The following is a 22,681-nucleotide window of genomic DNA, read 5'->3' on the forward strand; positions in this document are numbered from 1 at the left end:
CGGGGGCGCGCGCGGGGGGGGGCGCGGGGGGGGGGGGGGGCGCCCCCCCCCCCCCCCCCCCCCCCGGCCCCCCCACGGAACAGGCTCGGTCTCGCTTCGCTCGAAAGACGTGGTTGCGGTGCGCTGGGCGCGTGGGGAGTGGAGCCGCACTACCTCGGTTCGCGATTGCAATCACCCCGGATTCGGGGTTGCGGTCTCCCGGGGTTTCGCAGTGGTTTTATGGACTGGCGGGGGCATTACTCGACCTCGCCATGGGCGCGGCGGCCGGGCGGTCCGAGGCGTACCGCGAATGAGTGGTCTGTCTCACCCGGCTCGGTGGGGTCGGCACGATCGTCCGCGACCGGCGCCTGTGTCGTCACGGTGGATCCGCTGGTTCGGCGACTTATTTCGTGTGGTTATCGGCGGCTCGCGGAGTGAGGCCGCAACTGGTTGCGGTGGCGGGGGCCGGGCTGGGAACCGCTTTTGGATCAGCCCGTCTGGTACGGCCCGTGCCCCGCGGCGGCGAACCAGTTATAGGCTCGCGATCGTGGGAGTACCAACAGCAGTGCCGCTTTCGGAGGAGCCGGAAGTGGGCGCAAGGTGGCCGAAGCGCGCTGAACAGGCCCGCTTGCACTACGTCTCCGGCAAGGGAGGCACGGGCAAGTCGACGGTTGCCGGGGCGCTGGCCTTGGCGCTCGCCGCGGGCGGGCGCCGGGTGCTGTTGGTGGAGGTGGAGAGCAGACAATCGATCGCGCAGCTGTTCGATCTGCCGCCGCTGCCGCCGACCGAGACACGCATCGCCACCGCGGACGGCGGCGGCGAGGTGGTCGCGCTGGCGCTGGACATCGAGCACGCCTTCCTCGAATACCTGGACATGTTCTACAACCTCGGCTTCGCGGGCCGCGCGATGCGCAGGATGGGCGCCATCGAGTTCGTCACCACGATCGCGCCCGGTCTGCGGGATGTCATCCTGACCGGCAAGATCAAGGAGTGCGCGGTTCGCGTGGACAAGTCCGGCAAGCGGGTCTACGACGAGATCGTGGTCGACGCACCGCCCACCGGCCGGATCGCCGGCTTCCTCGACGTCACCAAGGCGATGGCCGAGGTGGCCAAGGGCGGGCCGATCGCCTCGCAGGCCGAGGGCGTCTCGCAGTTGCTGCATTCCGACCAGACCATGATCCATCTGGTCACGCTGCTGGAGGCGCTGCCGGTGCAGGAAACCGCCGACGCCGTCGCCGAGCTCACCGCCGCGGACCTGCGCATCGGCACCGTCATCGTGAACCGGGCGACCGAGGGCCAGCTCCCGCCCGAGCTGCGCGCCCGGGCCGCTCAGGGCGACCTGGACGCCGACGCCGTCCGCGCGGGCCTCGACTCCGCGGGGATAAACCTCCCCGACAGCGACTTCCAGGGGCTGCTCACCGAAACGATCGAGCACTCCGCGACTCTGCAAGCACAGGACGACAGCGCCGAAGAACTGGCGAAGGTCGACATCTCCCGGCTCTACCTGCCCGCCCTGCCCGACGGAATGGACCTGGGCGGCCTGTACGAACTAGCCGAACACCTCACCGCACAGGGAGTCCGATGAGCATGCCGACCCATCCCCCGGCTGCCCCGCTGAATATTTCGCGGATCATCGCCGACCCGTCCGCGCGCGTGGTGGTCTGCTGCGGTTCCGGCGGCGTCGGCAAGACGACCACCGCCGCCGCCATCGCCCTGCGCGCCGCCGAAGAGGGGCGCAAGGTCGTGGTGCTCACCATCGACCCCGCGCGCAGGCTGGCGCAGTCACTGGGCGTCGCCGACCTCGGCAACAACCCGCAGCGGGTGGCCTTGGGGCCGGAGGCCAAGGGCGAGCTGCACGCGATGATGCTCAACATGCGTCGCACGTTCGACGACATGGTGCTAGAGCACACCAGCGGAGAGAAAGCGGAGCAGATCTTCGCCAACCCCTTCTATCAGACGGTCGCCTCCTCCTTCGGCGGCACACAGGAATACATGGCGATGGAGAAGCTGGGTCAACTGGCCCATCGCGGCGAGTGGGACCTGATCGTGGTCGACACCCCGCCGTCGCGCAACGCCCTCGACTTCCTGGACGCCCCCAAGCGACTGGGCAACTTCCTCAACGGCCGGATGATCCGGGTGATCATGGCTCCCGGCCGTGGCGTGACCCGGCTCGTGACCGGCGCGATGAGCCTGGCGGTGCGCGGCGTGTCGACCGTCGTCGGAGGACAGATGCTCAAGGACGCGTCGAACTTCCTGCAATCCTTGGAGTCGTTGTTCGGCGGCTTCCAGGAGCGGGCCGAGCGCACCTTCGCGATGCTGTCGAAGCCGGGCACGCATTTCCTCGTGGTGGCGGCGCCGGAACCGGACGCGCTGCGAGAGGCCTCGTTCTTCGTCGACCGCCTCTCCACCGAGCGCATGCCGCTGGCGGGTCTGGTGCTCAACCGCACCCATCCCGTGCTGAGCTCGCTGTCGGCCGATCACGCGCTCACCGCCGCCGACCAGGTGGCGGACTCCGATCCGCTCACCGCGGCGGTGTTGCGGGTGCACGCCCGCCGGGTCGCCACCGACAAACGGGAACAGCATTTGCTGCACCGCTTCACCGGCGCGCATCCGCGGGTGCCGATCGTGTCGGTCACCGCGCTTCCGTTCGAGGTGTCCGATCTCGACGCGCTGCGCGTCGTCGGCGATCAGCTCACCGGCACGGCCCGCGCGACCGCCTGATACTTAGGCGTATCCGCTATTGCTCCGAACGGAAATAACAGTCCTGAAACGAAACTGAGCCCGCTTCCGCGGGCTCTGTTTCGATTTCGCCGGGCTACATCGCCACTTGATGCTGGCGCTGGGCCTGGAAGAAATCGGCCCACGAGGTCACTTCCGGATGCTGCTTCAACAGGGCGCGACGCTGCCGTTCCGTCATGCCGCCCCACACACCGAACTCGACGCGATTGTCCAGCGCGTCGGCACCACACTGCATGAGCACTGGACAGTGCCTGCAGATCGTCGCCGCTTTGCGCTGCGCCGCGCCGCGGACGAACAACTGATCGGGGTCCACTTCCTTGCATCGGGCCTGGGCTACCCAGGCGATCCTTGCTTCGGCCTGCTCCACGTCCAATCGAGCGATGGGGGTTGTCATGTGCATTTGGTGTGCCCCTTTGCAGTCCGAACACCGGGTCAACGGCGCTCCAGAATCGCGTTGTCACCGCGCAGCACCCAAACCCCGCTGCGAAGTGCACCACATTCCACTTTGAGTGTTAGCTCTATCACACTGGGTTCTCAATCTAGGTAAAGGTATGGCGCTTGCGCAAGACCACCTCGAGATTTTTTGGTACGTCCGTCCCTGCAAAGCCCTGCGCGCACTGGACGGGCAGGCAGATTGCGTGCGCGCCCTCCCGCGACACGCCGCACACGATCACGCGACACGCCCATTCCGGTTCGTGAACAACCAGTTCCGCGCTCCGGACAAATGCCGCCAAGAACGCCGGAATGGCAACCCGTAGTCTTGATTCGTGCCGATCACACATACGCTCGCGCGGCTGGCCGGTAGCTGCGTGCTGGCCTCCGTGCTCGTCGCCGGGTTGTTGTTCCCGCTCGCCGGCGGCTTCGGGTTCGTCTCCAACCGTGCCGCCGACGCTGTCGACAACGTCTCCTCGGAGCTGGTCGAGGGAACGGTGCCCGCGGTCTCGACCATGGTCGACGCGGCGGGCAATCCGATCGCCTGGCTGTATGAGCAGCGCCGCTTCGAGGTGCCCAGCGACCGGATCTCCAACGACATGAAACTGGCGATCGTGTCCATCGAGGACCGCCGCTTCGCCGAGCACGAGGGCGTCGACTGGCAGGGCACGCTACGCGCCTTCCTCACCAACTCCGCCAGCGGCGAGGTCCAGCAGGGCGCCTCGACGCTGGACCAGCAGTACGTGAAGAACTTCCAGCTGCTGGTGGTCGCCAAGACCGACGCCGAGCGCCGCGCCGCCATCGAGACCACTCCGGCCCGCAAGATCCGCGAGATCCGGATGGCGCTGACGCTGGACCGTCAGCTGACCAAGGACGAGATCCTCACCAGGTACCTCAACCTCGTCCCGTTCGGGAACTCGTCCTACGGCATCCAGGACGCGGCGAAGACCTACTTCGGCGTGGACGCGGCCGAACTGAACGTCTCCCAGGCCGCGATGCTCGCCGGCATGGTGCAGAGTTCGTCCAAACTGAACCCCTACACCAACCCGGACGGCGTGCTGGCCAGGCGCAACACGGTGCTGGACACCATGATCCAGAACATTCCCAGCCGCGCCGAGGAGTTCCGCGAGGCGAAGACCAAGCCGCTGGGCGTGCTGCCCGAACCCAAGGGCCTGCCGCGCGGCTGCATCGCGGCCAACGACCGCGGCTTCTTCTGCGACTACGCGCTGGAGTACCTGGCCAACGCCGGGATCAGCCGCGAACAGATCGAGAAGGGCGGCTACCTGATCAAGACCACCCTCGACCCGGCCGTGCAGGACTCGGTGAAACGAGCGGTGACCGACGCGGCGAACCCGAACCTGGACAACATCGCGGAAGTCATGTCGGTGGTCGGCCCCGGGCACGACACGCACCCGGTGATCGCGATGGCCAGCAGCCGCACCTACGGCCTGAACCGGGACGCGAACGAGACCGTGCAGCCGCAGCCGTACTCGATGGTCGGCGACGGCGCGGGCTCGATCTTCAAGATCTTCACCACCGCCGCGGCCATGGAGAAGGGTCTCGGCATCGACGCCCAGCTCGACGTGCCAGGGCGGTTCGAGGCCAAGGGGATGGGTAACGGCGGCGCGCGCGGGTGCCCGGCCGCCACCTACTGCGTCGAGAACGCGGGCAAGTACAAGTCGCCCATGTCGGTGACCGAAGCGCTGGCGACGTCGCCGAACACCGCGTTCGTCAAGCTGATCCAGGCCGTGGGCGTCACCCCGACCGTCGACATGGCGGTCCGGCTCGGCATGCGCTCGTTCACCGAAGCGGGCACCTCCGGCCACGGCAACCAGAGCCTGGCCGACATGATCAAGGAACAGAACCTCGGCTCGTTCACCCTGGGACCGGTCGCGATCAATCCGCTGGAGTTGTCCAACGTCGCCGCGACGCTGGGGTCCGGCGGCCGCTGGTGCCCGCCGAACCCGATCAAGGAGGTCGTCGACCGTCAGGGCAAGCAGGTACCGCTGACCCAGCAGGCCTGTGAGCAGGTCGTCGAGCCCGGCCTGGCCAACACCCTGGCCAACGCCATGAGCAAGGACGACATCTCCGGCACGGCGGCGGGCGCGGCCCAGTCGGTGGGCTGGAACTTCCCGATGTCGGGCAAGACAGGTACCACCGAAAGCCACCGTTCCTCGGCCTTCCTCGGCTTCACGAACGCTCTGGCCGCCGCGGTCTACGCCTACGGTGACAGCCCGACCCCGGGTGAGATCTGCTCGTTCCCGCTGCGCAACTGCGGCGACGGCAACCTGTTCGGCGGTAACGAACCCGCGCGCACCTGGTTCAACGCGATCAAACCGGTGATACCGCTGTTCCCGCCGCCCGCGTTGCCCCCGTTGGACAACAAGTACGTGCGTGGCGCGAACAACGCGCAGGTACCCGATGTCGTCGGCATGACCCAGGGCGAGGCCACCTCGGCGCTGGTCGCCGCGGGCTTCCAGGTGTCGCCGGTGACCGGGGCGGGCGATCGGCCCAAGGGCACCGTCATGGGCACCGCGCCCAACGGGTCGGCGATCCCCGGCTCGGTGATCACGCTGTACATCAGCGACGGCACCGTCCGGGCCGCGCCGCCGCCGGGGCCGCCCGCACCGCCGCCGGGAATCCCGGGGCTGCCCGTGCCGCGGCTGCCACCGATCCCCATCCCGATCCCGATCCCGCGCTGAGCAAGCGAAAGGGGCCGCGAACCTCACAGTTCGCGGCCCCTTTCGCGTCGCCGTCCTACAGCCGCGCTTTCACCGCGGCCGAGATGCGCGAGCCGTCGGCCTTGCCCGCGGCGAGCCCGGTGGCGATCTTCATGACCTGCCCCATCTGCCGCATGCCGGGACGCTCCCCGATCTCCTCGGCGACCTGCGCGATGGCGGTGTCGGCGAGATCGGCGACCTCGGCCTCGGTCAACTGGGTCGGCAGGTACTCCTCGATGATCTGCGCCTCGGCGCGCTCGTTCGCCGCCAGTTCGCCGCGCCCGGCCTGCGTGTAGACCTCGGCGGATTCGTTGCGCTTCTTCGACTCCTTCTGCAGCACGGAGACGACCTCGGCGTCGGTGAGTTCACGGGCCGCCGAGCCGGCGACCTCGGCGTTCTGAATCGCCGACAGCAGCATCCGCAACGTGGAAAGGCGCAGCGTGTCCTTGGCTTTCATCGCGGCGGTGAGATCCGTCCGCAGCTGCGATTTGAGTTCCGACATGCCGCTCACGGTAGCCGCTGGGACGCGGCGGTCCCACTACATTTGCCGCGCGGCCCGATTTCCCGCCGGAAAAACGGGCGCCTGTGCGGAAACACACTCGGCGCTCCTGAGCGAGGTCACCTATGCTGGGCAAATGCCCGTGATCTCGACCTCTGCTGTACGCACGACCGCGCTGGGAGCCGCCGGGGCCGCGGTGGCCGGAATCGGCTACGCCTCGCTGGTCGAACGCAACGCCTTCGTCCTACGGGAGGCGACCATGCCCGTGCTGGCGCCGGGGTCGTCGTCGCTGCGGGTGCTCCACCTCAGTGACCTGCACATGATGCCGGGACAGAAGCTCAAGCAGCAGTGGCTACGGGAGCTGGATCGGCTGGAGCCCGACCTGGTGGTCAACACCGGCGACAACCTCTCGCATCAGAAGTCGGTGCCCGCGGTAGTTCAGGCCCTCGGCGGATTGCTCTCCCGCCCGGGCCTTTTCGTTTTCGGCAGCAACGACTACTTCGCGCCGGTGGCGAAGAACCCGCTGAAGTACTTCAAGAAGGACCACCGCCGCACCTACGGCGCTCCGCTGCCGTGGAAAGACCTGCGTGCGGCTTTCACCGAGCGCGGTTGGCTCGATCTGACGCACGTGCGCCGCGATCTCGAAGTGGCAGGCATCCGCATCGCCACCGCCGGTGTGGACGACCCGCACTTGCAGCGCGACCGGTACGACACTGTCGCGGGGGCCCCGAACCCCTTGGCCGACCTGCGGCTCGGCCTCACCCACTCCCCTGAGCCCCGAGTGCTGGACCGTTTCGCCGAGGACGGGTACGACCTGGTGCTCGCCGGGCACACCCATGGCGGCCAGTTGTGCCTGCCCGGCTACGGCGCCCTGGTCACCAACTGCGGGATCGACCGGTCCCGGGTGAAGGGTCCGTCGAAGTGGGGGGAGCACACCCAGTTGCACGTCTCCGCGGGTGTCGGCACCTCGCCGTGGGCGCCGTACCGGTTCTGCTGCCGCCCGGAGGCGACCCTGTTGACGCTGGTAGCCGCGCCGCCGAAGCGGCCGGGCGCCGACACGGGCCAGGGAGTGTCGGCATCGGAGGCCGTCGCCCGCTAATGTCCCCTGCCGAGACGTGTGGCAGGTAGGGGACAACTGTGAGTGGATTCGACGACCGGCGCGACCCGACGACTCCGGAACGGCCCGCCGGGCCGCCGACTCCTCGGCAACAGTCCTACCCCCCATTACGTTCCGTTCCCGCCTCGGCGGACGGTAACGACGCTCGACCACCGCACAGCGGAGCGCATCCCGGCGGAGCCGACGACTCGGGACGCCCCGCCGGCACGCCTTGGCAGCGGGGCGCTCGGTCGTCCGGCCTGATCCCGGGGCAGCCGCATTCGGGCCCAGCCGAGCACGGCGCGACGCCTCAGTGGTGGCAGCCCGACCCGGCCACGCAGTGGCAGCAGTACCAAGAGCCCGCACCCACACTCCAGTGGCAGCCGGGCGGGCAGAGCGATCCCGCACCGGCTCGGCCGCAGGGCACGCAGGACGACCCGACCTTGCTCGCTCCGTCGTCGGGTGGTCCCGCGCAACCCGGACCGTCGGGCCACAACGATCCCACCATGCAGGCCCCGTCCCTCGGGCAGACGCCCTCCGGGCAGTGGCCGCCACAGGGCGGTCCCGGCCCCGGTACAGGCGGGCGCAACGATCCGACCATGCTCGGCCAACCGCTCGGCGCGCTCGACCCCTTCGGCCGCGGGGGGCCGGGTCCCGCGCCGGGCTCCGGCGATTCGGCACCGACCTTGCTCGGCTATCCGAGCGCCGATCGATTCGGCCAACCGGCACAGGCCCCACAGTGGCAACCGGGCGGCGGGCCCGGGCAATACGGCACGGCACCGGATGGCCGATATCACCCGGGCTATGGTCCACAGGCCGGAGGGCCGCCACCGAACCGTCCGAGCGGGAGCGGCCGAGGGAAGGTCCTTCTGTCGGTTGGCCTGGCGGTGCTGCTGGTAGCCGGTCTCGTTGCCGGGGCAGTGGCCCTCACCCGCATGAAGACGAACGATCCCGCCGAGGGCGCCGCGCCATCGATGGTGAACGCGCTCAACACCACCACAGCGAGCGCGCCCGCCAGGAGCACGACCAGATCGGCCCCGACGACGACCGCGCGAGGTTCCGGCGACAAGACTCCGGTCGTCCCCGGCTATCAGGTGGTCCGAGCACCCGACAGCGGCGCCGCCTACGACGTGCCCGCCGACTGGACGGTGGCGCCGCAGGGCACCATCGGCGGCTTCGGCGAGCCGCCGAATGCCGTCGCGGGGAAGGGCTTGGCCAGCGAGGGCAAGGGCTACTGCCCGGGCTCGACCCGGACCGTAGCTTTCCTGACCGGCTCGAACACCTCAGACCCGGGGAAGGCGGCCACCGAACTCGGCACGAGGACCGCCACGCTCGCCTACACCGCGACCCAGGGCGGCACACCCGGCCTGCCCATGCCGCTGGCGTCGCTGGACGGATCACAGCACGGCATGTTCGTGGAGACCAAGGGCACCGTCTCCGACGCCAAGCCCGGCTGCGCGAAGGCGTACTCCGTCTACACCGCCGCGTTCCCCAACGACCAGGGCAACTTCGTCATGGTGATCGCCGCCGACACGGGCGTCCCGCACGCGCTCGACGCCGAGACCGCCAAGAAGATCTTCACCAGCATCCGCCCCCTCGCAGGGTGACTGACCTGCCGGTTTACCGTCTCGGGCACCCCTGTTGTAAGCTACTCCAGGTTCGCTTCACGGGGTGTGGCGCAGCTTGGTAGCGCGCTTCGTTCGGGACGAAGAGGTCGCAGGTTCAAATCCTGTCACCCCGACTCGTGGTTGAGACGACGGGAAGGCCCCTGACCGGTTCACGGTCGGGGGCCTTCTCCGTTGTGCGGCCCTTCGTAGGTTGGTCCGCTCGCATGCGGGAATATCATCGCTGAAACCGAATTCCCGCAATCGACGAAAGGTCGGCAGATGAGCAAGCCCGTCGACAGCGTGCCCGCGGACAGACTGCTGTCCGGGAAGACCGCCCTGGTCACGGCGGCCTACACCGGAATCGGCAGGTCGATCGCGAAAACTCTTGCCGCGCAAGGCGCTCAGGTCGTGGTGCAGCATCCGCACTTCCCCGAGCCCGCCGCGGACGTCGTCAAGGAGATCACCGAAGCGGGCGGCGCGGCGCTGGCACTCGCGGCGGATATCGCCGATCGCGACGAATACGAGGAGCTGGTGCAGGCGCTGCTCGAGGATTGCGGCGGGTGGCACGTGCTGGTCAACACCGCGGCGGTGCCGGAGTCCGAGCCGTTCCCGAAGCTCAGCTCGGAGGCGTTCGACAGCAATTTCGCGGCCACGGTGAAGGGCGTCTTCCACGGCCTGCAACTGGCCTTGCAGCACTTGGCCGACGAAGGCCGGGTCATCACCGTCTGCGATCCCGCCGACCCGGGCGGCGCGGTGCACGAAGCGGTGCGCGGCGCGGTCGAGCAGCTCGGCCAGGCGGTGGCCCCGGACTTCGGCTCCCGCCGGATCACCGTCAATACGGTCAGCTACGGCGCCGGGACGACCGACAACGCGGAACTCGAGACCGCCCTCGCCGCGATGCGGCCGACCGAGCCGGGCGCGGTGGTCGCCTATCTGGCCGGTAACGCGGCGAGCACGGTGAACGCACAGGTCATCCGGCTCGACGGCACGGGCGGCCGGTAGCAGGCGCGGCTGCGGCCGACGCGCCCGCGGTCAGCGAGCGCGCCGGCCGGTCGCTCAGGCGGTGACCGTACCGCCGTAGGAACTGAATCCCCGGCCCAGAGCCTGGCAGGTGAAGCTGCCGTGGAAGCCGACCTGGCACGACGCTCCGGCGTGCTCGATGATCGGACCCCACTGGCCCGAGCCGGTTTTCACGTCGTTGATGCTGGGGTTGCCACCCGGCAGCGTGTACGGCGTGGCCGGGTCGAAGGTGGGATGCGCGGGCAGCCAGGCCTGGTCGATCACGATCTCGTTCACCGTCACCGGTACCGGGATGTAGGTGCCGCCGACGTAGTAGCTCATGTGCTGGGGATAGCCGAAATCGCATCCGACGGAGCCGTCCGCGAAGATCGCGCAGTTCGTGCTGCCCGCCGAGAAGTAGACCGTGCCCGGATCGGCTTGGGCGTTGCCTGCCGCCACAAGGGTCGCCATCGCCGCGGCGGCGAGGGCTCCGGCGATCTTCGTGCTGCGCTTCATACCGTCTCCTTGATGCTTCGCTGATGGACAACCGACTCGATGAGACTGTCGGGGCCGCGCGGGATTTCGTTTCGCTCCGAGTACCCCGGACGGCGGCCGAACATTGCTCCGACCGGCGCGGTGAGCAGACGCTAACGCGGCGATAACTTACGGTCACTCCATCGAAACGCGAGGTAAATAGCGTATACAGCCATGTCGACACGGATAGCGACACTGGCCGACGCGGCGGGCAAACCCCTGCGCGACGTGGTGTACGAGAAGCTGCGCAGCGAACTCATGAACGGGGACATCAAGTTCGGCGAACGTCTCACCGAGCCGAAACTCTCCACCCGCTTCGGCATCTCGCGCACGCCGATCCGCGAAGCGCTGACCGTCCTGTGCTCGGACGGACTACTCCAACGCGAAGAATACGGGTTCAGTCCGGTCCGGCCGAGCATTCCGCTGATCCGCGACCTGTACGAGCTGCGAATCACGCTGGAGCTGGGCGGTCTCCAGCGCGCGATGACCAATCCCGCGGTCACGCACGATCGGGCGCTGCTGGAGGCCGAGCGCGCCGCCTGGCTGGAACTGCGCGCCGACCCTCCGGCCCAGGAGCCCGGCTTCGTGGTGCGTGACGAGGAATTCCACGTCACGCTGCTGACCGCGGCGGGAAACACCGAGATGGTGCGCGCGCTCAAAGCGGTGAATTCCCGCATCCGGCACGTACGCATGTACGACTTCATGGTCAACAACCGGATCGAGACCACCATCGCCGAGCACCTCGGAATCCTGGACGCCGTTCTGGCGGAGGACCTTCCGCTCGCGTATCGGCTGCTGCACACGCACATCGGTGAATCGCTGGACGTCGTGCTCGAGCGGGTCACCCGCGCGATCGCGGCGATGTCGCTGGCTACGGAATAGCAGGGAGCGGTAGTGAGTCTGGAATTCGATACGGTACTCGTCGCCAATCGCGGCGAGATCGCTTGCCGCATCATGCGCACAGCCCGGGAACTCGGGCTGAAGACGGTGGCCGTGTACTCCGATGCCGATGTCGGCGCCGCGCACGTCGAAATGGCCGATGTCGCCGTGCACCTGGGTCCGGGACCGGCCGCGCAGTCCTACCTGCGTGCCGATTCGGTGGTCGAGGCGGCGCTGGCGACCGGAGCGAGGGCCATTCATCCCGGCTACGGATTTCTCTCGGAAAATGCCGATTTCGCCGCCGAGGTGGAGAAAGCGGGCATCGCGTTCGTCGGACCGACCCCACAGCAACTGCGCGTCTTCGGTGACAAGCACACCGCACGCACCGCCGCACGCGCGGTGGGCGTGCCGCTCATCCCGGGCAGCGACCTGCTCGAATCGGCCGAACACGCGGTGGCGGAAGCGGAGCGGATCGGTTTCCCCGTGATGCTGAAGGCGGTCGGCGGCGGTGGCGGCATCGGTATGCAGGCCTGCTTCGGCCCGGACAAGGTGCGCGCGGCCTACGAGCGGGTGCAGCGCATCGCCGCGGCGAACTTCGGTTCGGCGGGCGTCTTCCTGGAGCGTTTCGTCGCGCGCGCCAGGCACGTCGAGGTGCAGTTGTTCGGCGACGGCAACGGCCGCGTCGTCAGCCTCGGCACCAGGGACTGCTCGCTACAACGCCGCAACCAGAAGGTGATCGAGGAGGCGCCCGCGCCGGGACTCACCGCGGAGTTGTCCGAGCACCTGCTCGCCGCGTCGCGGGAACTGGCCCGCTCGGTCGGGTACCGCTCGGCCGGGACGGTGGAGTTCGTCTACGACACCGACAGCGGCGCGGCGTCGTTCCTGGAGATGAACACTCGCCTTCAAGTCGAACACCCGGTCACCGAGGCAATCACCGGCGTCGACCTGGTCGAGTGGATGCTGCGCCTGGCCGGCGGCGACACCGCGATGGTGGACGAGCAGCCCGAGAGCGGACCGGCGATCACCGGCCATGCGGTGGAGGCGCGGGTCTACGCGGAAGATCCCGGCCACGATTACCGTCCGAGCGCGGGCTTGGTCACGGCCGCGCACTTCCCGGACGACGTCCGGGTCGACACGTGGGTCGGCACCGGTTCGGAGGTCAGTTCGTATTACGACCCGCTGCTGGCCAAGGTGATCAGCGCGGGCGAGAGCCGAGCCGACGCCTTCGCCGCGCTGCGCACCGCGCTCGGCGCGACCCGCGTCTACGGTGTGCAGACGAATCTGCCGCAACTGCGCCAGGCCGCGGCCGACGGCCGGGTCCTGCGCACCGAGCACACCACGACCACGCTGGCCGAGATCCGCCCGGTCGGCCGCCGCATCGACGTGCTGCGCGGCGGAACGATGACCACGGTGCAGGACCATCCGGGCCGGATCGGCTTGTGGGAGGTCGGTATTCCGCCGTCCGGTCCGATGGACGACCTCTCCTTCACCCTCGCCAACACAGCGGTCGGCAACCCGGTCGGCGTCCCCGCGCTCGAATGCACCTTGCAGGGACCGCAATTGCGCTTCTCCGACACCACGGTCGTGTGCGTGACCGGTGCGCAGGCTCCGGTGACGGTGGATGGCCGCCCGGTGGCCATGTGGGAGCCGGTCACCGTGGCCGCGGGCGCGGTGCTGGACATCGGCGCACCGGCCGACACCGGCCTGCGCACCTATCTGGCGGTACGCGGCGGCATCGACGCGCCGCTCTATCACGGCAGCGCGTCCACCTTCACCCTCGGCGGATTCGGAGGTGTGACCGGTAAGGCGGTGGCCACCGGCGACGTGCTCGGAATCGCCCCGGCGGCCGCCGACACGCTCGGCGCGCCGGCCGCGGTGCCGCCGGGTGACCGGCCGGAGTTCACCCACGAATGGCAGCTCGCGGTCGGTGTCGGCCCGCAGACCTCGCCCGCGTACTTCACCGACGCCGACATGACCCAGTTCTGCACGTACCCATGGCGGGTCGGCAGCCACGCCAACCGCACCGGCATCCGGCTGGAGGGCCCGAAACCGGCCTGGTCGCGCAGCGACGGCGGTGAGGCCGGGCTGCACCCGTCCAATCTGCACGACAACCCCTACAGCGTGGGCGCGTTGAACGTCTCCGGCGACACGCCCATCCTGCTCGGTCCCGACGGTCCGAGCCTCGGCGGCTTCGCCTGCCCGCTCACCGTGGTGTCCGCGCATCGCTGGCGGATGGGCCAGTTGCGTCCCGGCGACTCGGTGCGGTTCGTGCCGGTCGACGACGACAAGGCGGCCGCGTTGCGCGCGTCCAACGGCAGCCGCGTGCCGGATCTGGTCACCGATACCCGCGCCGCCCTGCGTGATCGCGGCGTACTCGGCAGTGTCGAGGCGTCGCAGGACCGCCCGCGCGTGCGCTATCTGCGCGGCGGGGACGACAACGTGTTGGTCGAATACGGGGAGATGGTCCTCGATCTGGGGCTGCGCATGCGGGTGCACGCACTGGCCGAAGCTCTCGCGGCCGTGCGGCTGCCCGGCATTCTCGACGTGACTCCGGGCGTCCGGTCGCTGCACGTCCACTTCGACCCGGAGGTGCTGCCGCAGCATCGGTTGCTCGGCACGTTGGCCGAACTCGAACTCGATCTGCCCGCCACGACCGACCTGGTGGTGCCCAGCCGCACCATCCGGCTGCCGCTGTCGTTCGACGATCCCTCCATCGCCGAGGCGATCGACCGCTACCGCAGCGGCGTGCGCGACGCCGCGCCCTGGCTGCCGTCGAACATCGAGTTCATCCGCCGCATCAACGGGCTCGACAGCGTGGAGGATGTGCGCGCCACCGTCTTCGACGCCGAGTATCTGGTGCTCGGCCTCGGAGACGTGTATCTCGGTGCGCCGCTGGCGGTTCCGCTCGATCCGCGGCACCGCCTGGTCACCACCAAGTACAACCCGGCGCGCACCTGGACTCCCTCCGACGCGGTCGGCATCGGCGGCAAGTACCTGTGCGTCTACGGTATGGCCTCACCGGGCGGTTACCAGCTGATCGGCCGCACCGTGCCGATCTGGTCCAGCTACCGGCAGTCCGCGCCGTTCGAAGCGGGCACGCCCTGGCTGTTCCGATTCTTCGATCGCATCGTCTGGGAACCCGTCGGCGCGGAGCAGTTGCTCGAACACCGCGCCGCGGCCGAGGCGGGCAGATTCGACGCCGAGGTGAGCGAGGGCAGTTTCGCGCTCGCCGACCATCTGCGGCTGCTGCGCACGGAGGCCGATTCGATCGCCGAGTTCGAGACCAGGCAGGCCGCCGCGTTCGAGGCGGAGAAGGAAGCCTGGCGGGCGGCGGGCGAGTTCGAACGCGGCACGGTCGCGCCCGTCGCCGCACCGATCGAAGACCCGTTGGCCGGGCTGCCCGCCGACGCGACGGTGGTGTCCGCGCCGATGATCGGCAATGTGTGGCGCGTGGAAGTCGAGCCCGGGCAGCGTGTCACGGCCGATGCGCCGGTGGCCGTCCTGGAGGCGATGAAGCTCGAACTACCTGTGCACACCCCGAGCGCGGGCACTGTGCTGAAGGTATTGACCGCGCCCGGCGCCAAGGTGGAGCCGGGCACTCCCCTACTAGTGATCGGAGTCGACTGAATGCCCGTTCCAGGCAACACGGCAGCCGACCCCGTCGAACGCGTCGCGGCCGCCTATCGGCGGATCGTCGAGGTCGATCGGCCGGAGGTGTGGATCACCCTGCGACCGGAGCGCGAGGTCGCCGCCGAAGCGGCCGCCCTCGCGCGACGGCTCGCCGCCGGAGAGACCTTGCCGCTGGCGGGAGTCCTGGTGGCGGTGAAGGACAACATCGATGTGGCGGGGCTGCCGACCACCGCGGCCTGCCCCGAGTTCGCCTACCAGCCGGAGGTGACCGCGGCGGCGATCGAGCGGTTGCTCGCGGCCGGGGCGCTGGTGCTGGGCAAGACGAATCTGGACCAGTTCGCCACCGGGCTGGTCGGGACGCGCAGCCCGTACGGCGCGGTGCGCAACGCTTTCGATCCGGAGTTGGTGTCGGGCGGGTCGAGTTCCGGTTCCGCGGTGGCGGTCGCGCTCGGCATCGCGGATATCGGAATCGGCACCGACACCGCCGGATCCGGCCGCGTGCCCGCCGCACTGCACGGGATCGTCGGCATCAAAGCCACGCTGGGCGTGATCCCGGCGCACGGGACCGTGCCTGCCTGCGCGGACTACGACGCCGTGACGGTCTTCGCCGCCGACCTCGCCTCGGCGGTGGCCGCGGCGGCGGTGATGGCGGGCCCGGAGCCGCGTGACTCGCGCAGCCGAAGCTGGCCCGCCGACGTCCGGTTGGCCGCCCCGCTCGCGCCGCGCATCGCCGTGCCGCGCCCCGAGGACCTGGCCGCGCTCAGCGAGCCATATCGGGAAGCGTTCGCGCGCACCGTCGCCGCTGTCGGCGAAACCGGTGCGAAGACCGAGGAGATCGACATCTCCGCCCTGCTCGACGCCGCGCTGTTGCTCTACGACGGCGCGCTCGTCGCCGAACGCTATGCCGCGGTGGGCGCGTTCCTGGACACCGCCCCCGCGGGCGCCGATCCCACGGTCGCCGCCATCATCGGCGCGGCGCGGCACAAGACCGGTCCCGCGTTCGCCGCCGACCTCGACACCCTCGCCCGCGCCAAGGCGGCGGCCACAGAACTCCTGCACGGCTTCGACGCACTGCTGTTGCCGACGACCACCGAGCACCCGAGCATCGCCGCGGTGCGGGCCGATCCGATCGGCATCAACCGGCGAATGGGCACGTACACCAACTTCTGCAACCTGCTGGACATGGCCGCAGTCGCCGTCCCCGGCGCCCCTACCGCCGAGGGCGCGCCGTTCGGCGTCATGCTGGTCACTCCCGCCTTCGCCGATCAGGTGGCCGTCGATCTCGCCGCCCGTCTTGTCGGTCTCGACAGCGCTCCGCTGTTCGTCGATCGCGGTGTCGACCTGGCCATCTTCGGCGCGCACCTGCGCGGGCAGCCGCTGCACTGGCAGCTCGAGCAACTGGGCGCCCGCTTCCTCGGCGACATCCGGACCACCGACGCCTACCGCCTGACCGCACTGGACACCACGCCGCCCAAGCCGGGCTTGGTGCGACACGGACCGGGCCGCGGCGCTCCGATCGAAGGGGAACTGTTCCGCGTCTCCCCGGCGGGGCTGGGTGGCTTCCTCGCCGATTTGCCGGCTCCCATGGCGCTGACCAGCATCGAACTCGCCGATGGCCGCGACGTCGTCGGGTTCGCCTGTACCTACGACGCCGCGAGCGCCGCAACCGACATCACCCACCACGCGAGCTGGCGCGGATACCTCCGGCACCGCGCCTAGCTCCTGCGATCCACCAGTGGCCCATGGCCGCGAGAACTCCTCGCCGCCATGGGCCTTTCGCATTCGGGGCCGCTTAGACATTTGTACTAGACATCCGTGCAAGTGTCGTGTTAGACATATGTCTAAGACATTTGGACAAACCCCATGGGAGTCGAGGAAAGTCATGAGCGCCAAGTCCGTAAGCAGCCAGCTCCGCGTGCTCGTCGCCGGCGGCGGCATCGGCGGCAATGCCGTCGCGCTGCAACTGCTCCGGTCCGGCATCCGGGCCACAGTGGTGGAGCGCGCCGCGGCGCCGCGACCGGGCGGGCAGGCCGTCGACCTGCGCGGACCCAGCCGCGAGGTGGCCGAGCGGATGGGCATGATGCCCGGCATCCGCGATTATCAGCTCGACGAGCGCGGCATGAAGTACGTCGATGACGCGGGCCGCGAAATCCTCCGCATGCCCGCAGAACTCTTCGACGGCAAGGGCGCCGTCGCCGAAATCGAGATCACCCGCGGGGACCTCAACCAAGTGCTGCTCGACCTGCTCGACGCCGAAGGCGGCGTCGACTACCGCTACGGCGAGTGGATCACCGACATCCGGCAGGACGACGCGGGCGTCGACGTGACCTTCGCTTCCGGCGCGGCCGGGCGATTCGACATCGTGATCGGCGCGGATGGGCTGCACTCCGCTACCCGCGGGATGGTGTTCGGCCCCGAGGAGCAGTTCGCGACGTACCTGGGCGGATACATGTCGTTCTTCACCCTGCCGCGACCGGAAGACCTGGAACCGCACTGGTTCACGATGCATTCGATGGTCGGAGCCACCGGCTTGGGCATGCGCCCCGACGCCGACCCGGCCACCTGCAAAGCGCTCGTCGTGATCCGCGCGGCGGCGGATCCCGCGCTGCGCCGGGACGTCACGGCACAGCAGCAGTTCATCCGCGAGCGCCTGGCCGGCGGCGGCTGGGAGTCCGCTCGCATCGCGGCGGCGATGATCGATGCGCCGGACTTCTACTTCGACGAGCTGGCCCGCATCGACATGCCGAGCTGGGTCCAGGGCCGGGTGGTCCTGCTCGGCGACGCCGGGTACTGCGGTTCCCCGCTCACCGGGCAGGGCACCGCGATGGCACTGGTGGGCGCGTACGTGCTCGCCGGTGAACTCGCCGCGCACGCCGACAACCCCGGACAGGGCCTGGCCCGCTACGAGGAGGTCCTGCGCCCCTTCGTGAAGACGGCCCAGCAGTTGCAGCCGGGCGGCTTGAACGCGATGACGCCCAAGTCGCGCTTCGGCATCCGCGCGGGCCACACCCTCAGCAAACTGATGCTGTCGAAGGCGATGCGACCGGTCATGATGCGGATGCTGAGCAAGACCGAGACCTACGACCTGCCCGACTACTCGGCAGCGACCGTCTGAACCCGTGGCCCGCGCTTCGACCGGAGTCCCGTAGGGCTCCGGTCGACGACCGGCGTCAGTCGATCACGGTCCGGTCGTCGAGCAGGAACGGCAGCACGAAGGTGCGCAACATCGCTCGTTCCTCGTCTTCTCCCGCGCCGGGCAGCGTCAGCAACGACACCATCGCGCGCACCACCCATCGGCCGACGCGCTCGGCCGCGAGCAGGGGCAACCCAGGACGGAATCCGGCGACGAAATCCGTGGCGAGCGCGTCGACCACACCCGGCGAATTGGCCAGCTGGGTCACGATTCCCGCGTTGGACGGTTCGAACCAGACCGCCAGATGCGGCGTCTTGCGCACCTCGGCCAACAGTGCGGTCAACGTGTCGAGCAGTCGCTCCCCCGGCTCCGCGCTCGCGGGCTCCGCCCGGTCCCGCCACACCCGCTCGACCAGCTGCCGAGCCTCCCGGCCCGCGAACGCCACGTAGAGCGCCTGCCGATTCTCGAAATAGCGATACAGCGTCGCCCTGGAACAGCCCGCGGCGTCGGCGACTTCGGCCATGCCGACCCCGCTGACGCCCTTGTCGATGAACAGCGCGCGCACCGCGTCGAGAATGCGCTCACCGGCCAGTTCGGCGCGACCGTCGCCCAGCCAATCGCCACTCATGCCGTGTCCCTTCCGGCGCGAACGAGGTCTTCCGTGGTCACGCCCCGCACCGGAACGGCACAGTAGTCGGCCTGCGGACGTACGGACCGCTCGCGTACTCGACCGCGTCGACGTCGACGACGTACTCCGGGAAGCGATCGAGCAACTCTTCGAGCGCGACACGGGCTTGCATCCGCGCGGCCGCCGCGCCGAGACAGTGATGCGGCCCGTGCCCGAAGGTGAGGATGCGCTGCGGATTCCGGTCGATATCCAGCTCGGCGGCGTCGGCGCCGAACGCCCGCTCGTCCCGGTTGGCCGACCCGAACACCAGTAACACCTTCCGCCCCGCGGGCACCGTCTTCCCGGCCAGTTCCACATCGCGCGTCGCGGTCCGCGCCAACCCTTGCACCGGTGCGGTGAGCCGGGCGAACTCCTCCACCGCGACGCGAATGCGGTCGGGTTCCGCGGCGAGCGCTGCGCGCTGGTCCGGGTGCTGTTGCAGCAGTTGCACGGCGCCGCCGAGCAGGCCCGTGGTGGTGTCGTTGCCGCCCGCGACCATGGTCCAGGTGTAGGCGAGGATCTGGATCAACCCGCGCACGTCCGTGTCGTCGGCCGCCATTCCCGCCTGGACCAGCAGGGACACGGTGTCGTCGCCGGGGTCGGTGCGCCTGCGTTCGATCAGCTCGGCGAAGTAGCCCATCATCTCCGCCGACGCCGCCTGCGCCTTGGTGTTCGTCCGGTCGATGCTGCCCGCGACGACGGCATCGGTCCAGCCGTCGAACCTCGCCCGGTCCTGTTCCGGCACCCCGAGGTAGTACGCCACCACCATGCTCGGCAGCGGCTTGAACAATTGCCCGACGATGTCCCCGCCGCCCAGGGCCGCGATGGCGTCGAGCCGGTCGCGCACGAAGCGGCGGACCACCGGCTCCACCTCCTCGACCTGGCGTGGGGTGAATCCGCGAGCGACCAGTTTGCGGAAGTCGGTGTGCTGCGGCGGGTCCTGCATCACCAGCGGAGGGTTGTCGGTCAGGCCGAGTTCGTCGAGTTCGCCGTATTCCACCGTCAGCCCGTCGCGGGAGGAGAACGTGTCGCTGTCGCGCGCCGCCGCGTAGACGTGCTCGTGCCGGGTGAGCACCCAGTAGTCGTTCTCCGGTCGCGCGGCCGGTACGACGTGCTGCACCGGATCGTGCTCGCGCAGTGCCGCGTACATCTCCCACGGCGACGCCCAAGTGGGACCGGAACGAAGTTCGAAAACGGGATCCGTCCGATACGCAACATCCGCCATGTATCGACCGTAAGACAAATTAACCAAACTGTCTAGAACTGGTTTCAGGTCGGCCGGCCGGTCACCATTCACGACCAGCCCAGCCGCGCCCGCCTCGCGTGGGGCCCGGCGCCGCACACTCGTGGGTTACCTTCGGCAGCGGCAACACCGTCTCGTTGCCGGTCAGCTCCAGGAAGAGCCAGCGCGAGCGACCGCTCCGCGTCCCGCGTCCGCCGGACCGGCCACCCCTCGTAGACCGGCCCGGCGGACACCACCCCCGAGTTCCGACCTGTCACCCCTCGAGACAGGTCGTTCCTCGGTTCGCACCTGCGGTGCTGGGTATGTCCCTCCCGCGAGACAAAGAATGCAGGGGCGGGCTTGGCGCGCACTTAAGAACACCTTGCAAGATCGAAATCGCAGATGAGCGGGTCGACCGAGCGGTGACCCCGCTAGCGCCTATCGCCCGGCCCCGGATCGCGGGATGATGGTCATAAGTGCGCCAAGAAGATTGGGAGCGACGATGGAAACCGTGGTGGTCTGGATTCTGGCGACCCTGCTCTACTGGTGGGGCCTGCTGTAGCTGACCGGAGCCTGGCCGCCCGATCCGGCCAGGTCTACTACAACTCGTCGTAATCTTTGCCCTTCGGACGCCACCGAGTTCGTCCTCGACGAGCCGAGGGCGCCGCCCCCGCCACGGTCCCCGGCCTCGCTATCGGCGTCCGCTTCCGCCGACACACCCGGCGAGTGTCACCGGAGCCGGTCCACGGCCACCTTCGTCACTTCCGCCAGCAGGTCGTTGTTCACCTCGGCGTCCTCGGCCGGTTTGCGGCTCATGATCGCGATCACGATCGGCGCCCGCCCGCCTTCGGGCCAGACGATCGCGACGTCGTTGGCGGAACCGTAGGAGCCGGTGCCCGTCTTGTCACCGGTGACCCACTCGGCGGGCAACCCCGCCCTGATGCGCTTGCCACCCGTCGTGTTCGCCTTCAGCCAGACGGCCAACTGGTCGCGTTCCCGGGCGCCGAGCGCGTCGCCCAACGCCAAGACGCGGTAGTCCGCGGCCAGTGCGGCCGGAGTGGTGGTGTCGCGCTCGTCCCCGGGGATCGCGGTGTTGAGTTCGGTCTCCCAGCGGTCGAGCCTGCTGGTCGGATCACCGAGCGTGCGAAGAAACGCCGTGAGCCCCGCCGGGCCGCCGATCTCACGCAGCAACAGGTTGCCCGCGGTGTTGTCGCTGCGGGTGATCGCGGCCTCGGCCACGCGCGCCAGCGTCATCCCGTCGGCCAGTTCGGCGCTGGTCACCGGCGAGTTGTCGACCAGATCAGCCTCGTGGAAGCGGATCACTCGATCGAAGTATCCCGTGTCGAGCGGATGCGCTCGCAGCACCGCGGCCGCCGCGAGCGTCTTGAAGGTGGACAGGAACGGGAAACGCTCGTCGGCGCGGTGGGTCACCGTCCTGCCGGTGCCGGTGTCCACCGCGAACAGCCCGATCTGCGCCCCGTACCGAGCCTCCAGATCCGCCACGCGCGCGTTCGCGGCGGGACCGGCCTCGACGCTCGTCGTGATCGGCTGCGTCGCATCGGTTTCGGCACCGCAACCGGCCAGCAGCGCCAATGCGGCGGCCAGCGCCACCCGGTAGTCGCGTGTCAGCCGAGACATGTCTTCACTCTGACATCCGAGCACCCACCGGGCAAACAGGATCGGCCGGACACGCCGAAGGCAGGTGCGCGACGCCACACACCTGCCTTCGATGCGGATTTCTCAGCTCTGCGAGCCGTCGAGCCCCGCGCGCACGCCCTCTTCGACACGCTTGCCGAGATCGGCGTCCACGTTCTTCCGGTACTGGAAGACCCGGCTCAGCACCGGCTCCCGGACACCGCCGAGTACGTGGCCGACGATGTTGTCCACCAACCGCTTCCGCTGCGCGTCATCGAGTACCTCGCGCACGAGAATGCCCGCCTGGGTGAAATCGCCGTCCTCGGCATGCTGGAGGTAACCGGCTCGCACGATGGCCGGATCGAAGTCCCAGATGCCGTCGTCCTGAGACTTTTCCGGGTCGGCGTGCGGTACACCGAACGAATTCGGTGCGTACACCGGCACATTCGATTCGTTGTAGTAGTACCGCATGGCGCCCTCCTTGGAATAGGAGTTCACCTCCGCCGCCCTTGCCTGGTTCGGCGGCAGCTGCGCGTAGTTCGTGCCGATGCGGTAGCGGTGCGCGTCCGCGTAGGCGAAGACGCGGCCGAGCAGCATCTTGTCCGGCGAGAAGCCGATGCCGGGCCCTGTGCGCCCGCGGTGAGCGATTCGTCGTCGCTTTCGACCGGGATGCCGGTGTTCGTGGTTCGGTCACAGGAGACTCCTCGGCTGGTGAACATCGTTTCCCGGGATGGGACCGACCCGGATGTATGGACCACTACTCGGAACGGCAGGACGGGCAACAACGGGTCTCGCAGCGCGGCGCGCCACATCGATGCATCGAGTGGCGAGCGTCACAAATCCGGCCCGGAATAGCTTCCGCGAGCGCGTGGTTGAACCCCCTGTCGGCGTCCGGACAGCCCCGGGCCGC

General features: G+C 69.2%; 16 protein-coding genes, 1 tRNA gene and 1 pseudogene. 11 read left to right on the plus strand and 7 right to left on the minus strand.

Annotation, left to right across the window (positions count from 1 at the left end):
• Nucleotides 1-568 precede the first annotated feature (568 nt).
• Both ACIA5H_RS30590 and ACIA5H_RS30595 read left to right on the plus strand, forming a co-directional pair.
• On the plus strand, nucleotides 569-1,564 hold the full coding sequence (locus tag ACIA5H_RS30590; RefSeq protein WP_397079117.1) for an ArsA-related P-loop ATPase: 996 nt from the start codon (nucleotides 569-571) through the stop codon (nucleotides 1,562-1,564).
• Nucleotides 1,561-2,700, plus strand: coding sequence for an ArsA family ATPase (locus ACIA5H_RS30595; protein WP_355078679.1), 1,140 nt, complete (start codon nucleotides 1,561-1,563; stop codon nucleotides 2,698-2,700). The genes ACIA5H_RS30590 and ACIA5H_RS30595 overlap by 4 nt, the downstream gene beginning before the upstream one ends.
• A gap of 94 nt (nucleotides 2,701-2,794) precedes the next feature.
• On the opposite strand, the gene ACIA5H_RS30600 is transcribed toward ACIA5H_RS30595, so the two are convergent.
• Complete coding sequence (locus ACIA5H_RS30600) at nucleotides 2,795-3,118, minus strand: WhiB family transcriptional regulator (RefSeq protein WP_014981178.1); 324 nt, start codon at nucleotides 3,116-3,118, stop codon at nucleotides 2,795-2,797.
• 367 nt (nucleotides 3,119-3,485) lie between these two features.
• Between ACIA5H_RS30600 and ACIA5H_RS30605 the strand changes: the two genes are divergently transcribed.
• On the plus strand, nucleotides 3,486-5,852 hold the full coding sequence (locus tag ACIA5H_RS30605) for a penicillin-binding protein (protein WP_379250074.1): 2,367 nt from the start codon (nucleotides 3,486-3,488) through the stop codon (nucleotides 5,850-5,852).
• Between the two features lie 55 nt (nucleotides 5,853-5,907).
• Here the strand turns inward: ACIA5H_RS30605 and ACIA5H_RS30610 are convergent, their stop codons facing one another.
• Nucleotides 5,908-6,372, minus strand: a complete 465-nt coding sequence (locus ACIA5H_RS30610) for a GatB/YqeY domain-containing protein (RefSeq protein WP_355078681.1) — start codon at nucleotides 6,370-6,372, stop codon at nucleotides 5,908-5,910.
• Between the two features lie 133 nt (nucleotides 6,373-6,505).
• Between ACIA5H_RS30610 and ACIA5H_RS30615 the strand changes: the two genes are divergently transcribed.
• From ACIA5H_RS30615 to ACIA5H_RS30630, 4 genes are all read left to right on the plus strand, one after another.
• Nucleotides 6,506-7,468 carry a metallophosphoesterase gene (locus ACIA5H_RS30615; RefSeq protein ID WP_379250072.1) on the plus strand — a complete coding sequence of 321 codons (963 nt, stop codon included), beginning with the start codon at nucleotides 6,506-6,508 and terminating at the stop codon, nucleotides 7,466-7,468.
• 38 nt (nucleotides 7,469-7,506) lie between these two features.
• On the plus strand, nucleotides 7,507-9,072 hold the full coding sequence (locus tag ACIA5H_RS30620) for a hypothetical protein (protein ID WP_397079122.1): 1,566 nt from the start codon (nucleotides 7,507-7,509) through the stop codon (nucleotides 9,070-9,072).
• Between the two features lie 60 nt (nucleotides 9,073-9,132).
• A tRNA-Pro gene (locus ACIA5H_RS30625) sits at nucleotides 9,133-9,206 on the plus strand.
• 145 nt (nucleotides 9,207-9,351) lie between these two features.
• Nucleotides 9,352-10,074, plus strand: a complete 723-nt coding sequence (locus tag ACIA5H_RS30630) for an SDR family NAD(P)-dependent oxidoreductase (protein ID WP_397079124.1) — start codon at nucleotides 9,352-9,354, stop codon at nucleotides 10,072-10,074.
• 54 nt (nucleotides 10,075-10,128) lie between these two features.
• On the opposite strand, the gene ACIA5H_RS30635 is transcribed toward ACIA5H_RS30630, so the two are convergent.
• Nucleotides 10,129-10,587, minus strand: coding sequence for a hypothetical protein (locus tag ACIA5H_RS30635; protein ID WP_355078685.1), 459 nt, complete (start codon nucleotides 10,585-10,587; stop codon nucleotides 10,129-10,131).
• A gap of 192 nt (nucleotides 10,588-10,779) precedes the next feature.
• On the opposite strand from ACIA5H_RS30635, the gene ACIA5H_RS30640 reads away from it, so the two are divergent.
• The 4 genes from ACIA5H_RS30640 (at nucleotide 10,780) to ACIA5H_RS30655 (ending at nucleotide 18,229) form a co-directional block, all read left to right on the plus strand.
• Nucleotides 10,780-11,487 carry a GntR family transcriptional regulator gene (locus ACIA5H_RS30640; RefSeq protein WP_379250066.1) on the plus strand — a complete coding sequence of 236 codons (708 nt, stop codon included), beginning with the start codon at nucleotides 10,780-10,782 and terminating at the stop codon, nucleotides 11,485-11,487.
• Between the two features lie 72 nt (nucleotides 11,488-11,559).
• Complete coding sequence (uca, locus tag ACIA5H_RS30645) at nucleotides 11,560-15,111, plus strand: urea carboxylase (protein WP_397079238.1); 3,552 nt, start codon at nucleotides 11,560-11,562, stop codon at nucleotides 15,109-15,111.
• Nucleotides 15,112-16,833 carry an allophanate hydrolase gene (gene atzF / locus ACIA5H_RS30650; RefSeq protein ID WP_397079127.1) on the plus strand — a complete coding sequence of 574 codons (1,722 nt, stop codon included), beginning with the start codon at nucleotides 15,112-15,114 and terminating at the stop codon, nucleotides 16,831-16,833. It begins immediately after the preceding gene.
• A 163-nt stretch (nucleotides 16,834-16,996) separates the two neighbouring features.
• Complete coding sequence (locus ACIA5H_RS30655) at nucleotides 16,997-18,229, plus strand: FAD-dependent monooxygenase (RefSeq protein ID WP_397079129.1); 1,233 nt, start codon at nucleotides 16,997-16,999, stop codon at nucleotides 18,227-18,229.
• A 55-nt stretch (nucleotides 18,230-18,284) separates the two neighbouring features.
• Here ACIA5H_RS30655 and ACIA5H_RS30660 read toward each other — a convergent pair whose 3' ends face one another.
• The 4 genes and pseudogenes from ACIA5H_RS30660 to ACIA5H_RS30675 all read right to left on the minus strand — a co-directional run.
• Complete coding sequence (locus ACIA5H_RS30660; protein ID WP_397079131.1) at nucleotides 18,285-18,875, minus strand: TetR/AcrR family transcriptional regulator; 591 nt, start codon at nucleotides 18,873-18,875, stop codon at nucleotides 18,285-18,287.
• Nucleotides 18,876-18,912: 37 nt separating this feature from the next.
• Nucleotides 18,913-20,139 (minus strand): cytochrome P450, encoded by a 1,227-nt coding sequence (locus ACIA5H_RS30665; protein WP_397079133.1) that lies wholly within the window; start codon nucleotides 20,137-20,139, stop codon nucleotides 18,913-18,915.
• A 726-nt stretch (nucleotides 20,140-20,865) separates the two neighbouring features.
• Nucleotides 20,866-21,774 carry a class A beta-lactamase gene (gene bla / locus ACIA5H_RS30670; RefSeq protein ID WP_397079135.1) on the minus strand — a complete coding sequence of 303 codons (909 nt, stop codon included), beginning with the start codon at nucleotides 21,772-21,774 and terminating at the stop codon, nucleotides 20,866-20,868.
• Nucleotides 21,775-21,876: 102 nt separating this feature from the next.
• Nucleotides 21,877-22,395 (minus strand): annotated as a pseudogene (locus ACIA5H_RS30675) (catalase); the annotation flags it as partial.
• Between the last annotated feature and the right edge of the window lie 286 nt (nucleotides 22,396-22,681).

The sequence above is a fragment of the Nocardia sp. NPDC051900 genome (assembly GCF_044452545.1).
GTDB classification, from domain to species: Bacteria; Actinomycetota; Actinomycetes; order Mycobacteriales; family Mycobacteriaceae; genus Nocardia; species Nocardia sichangensis.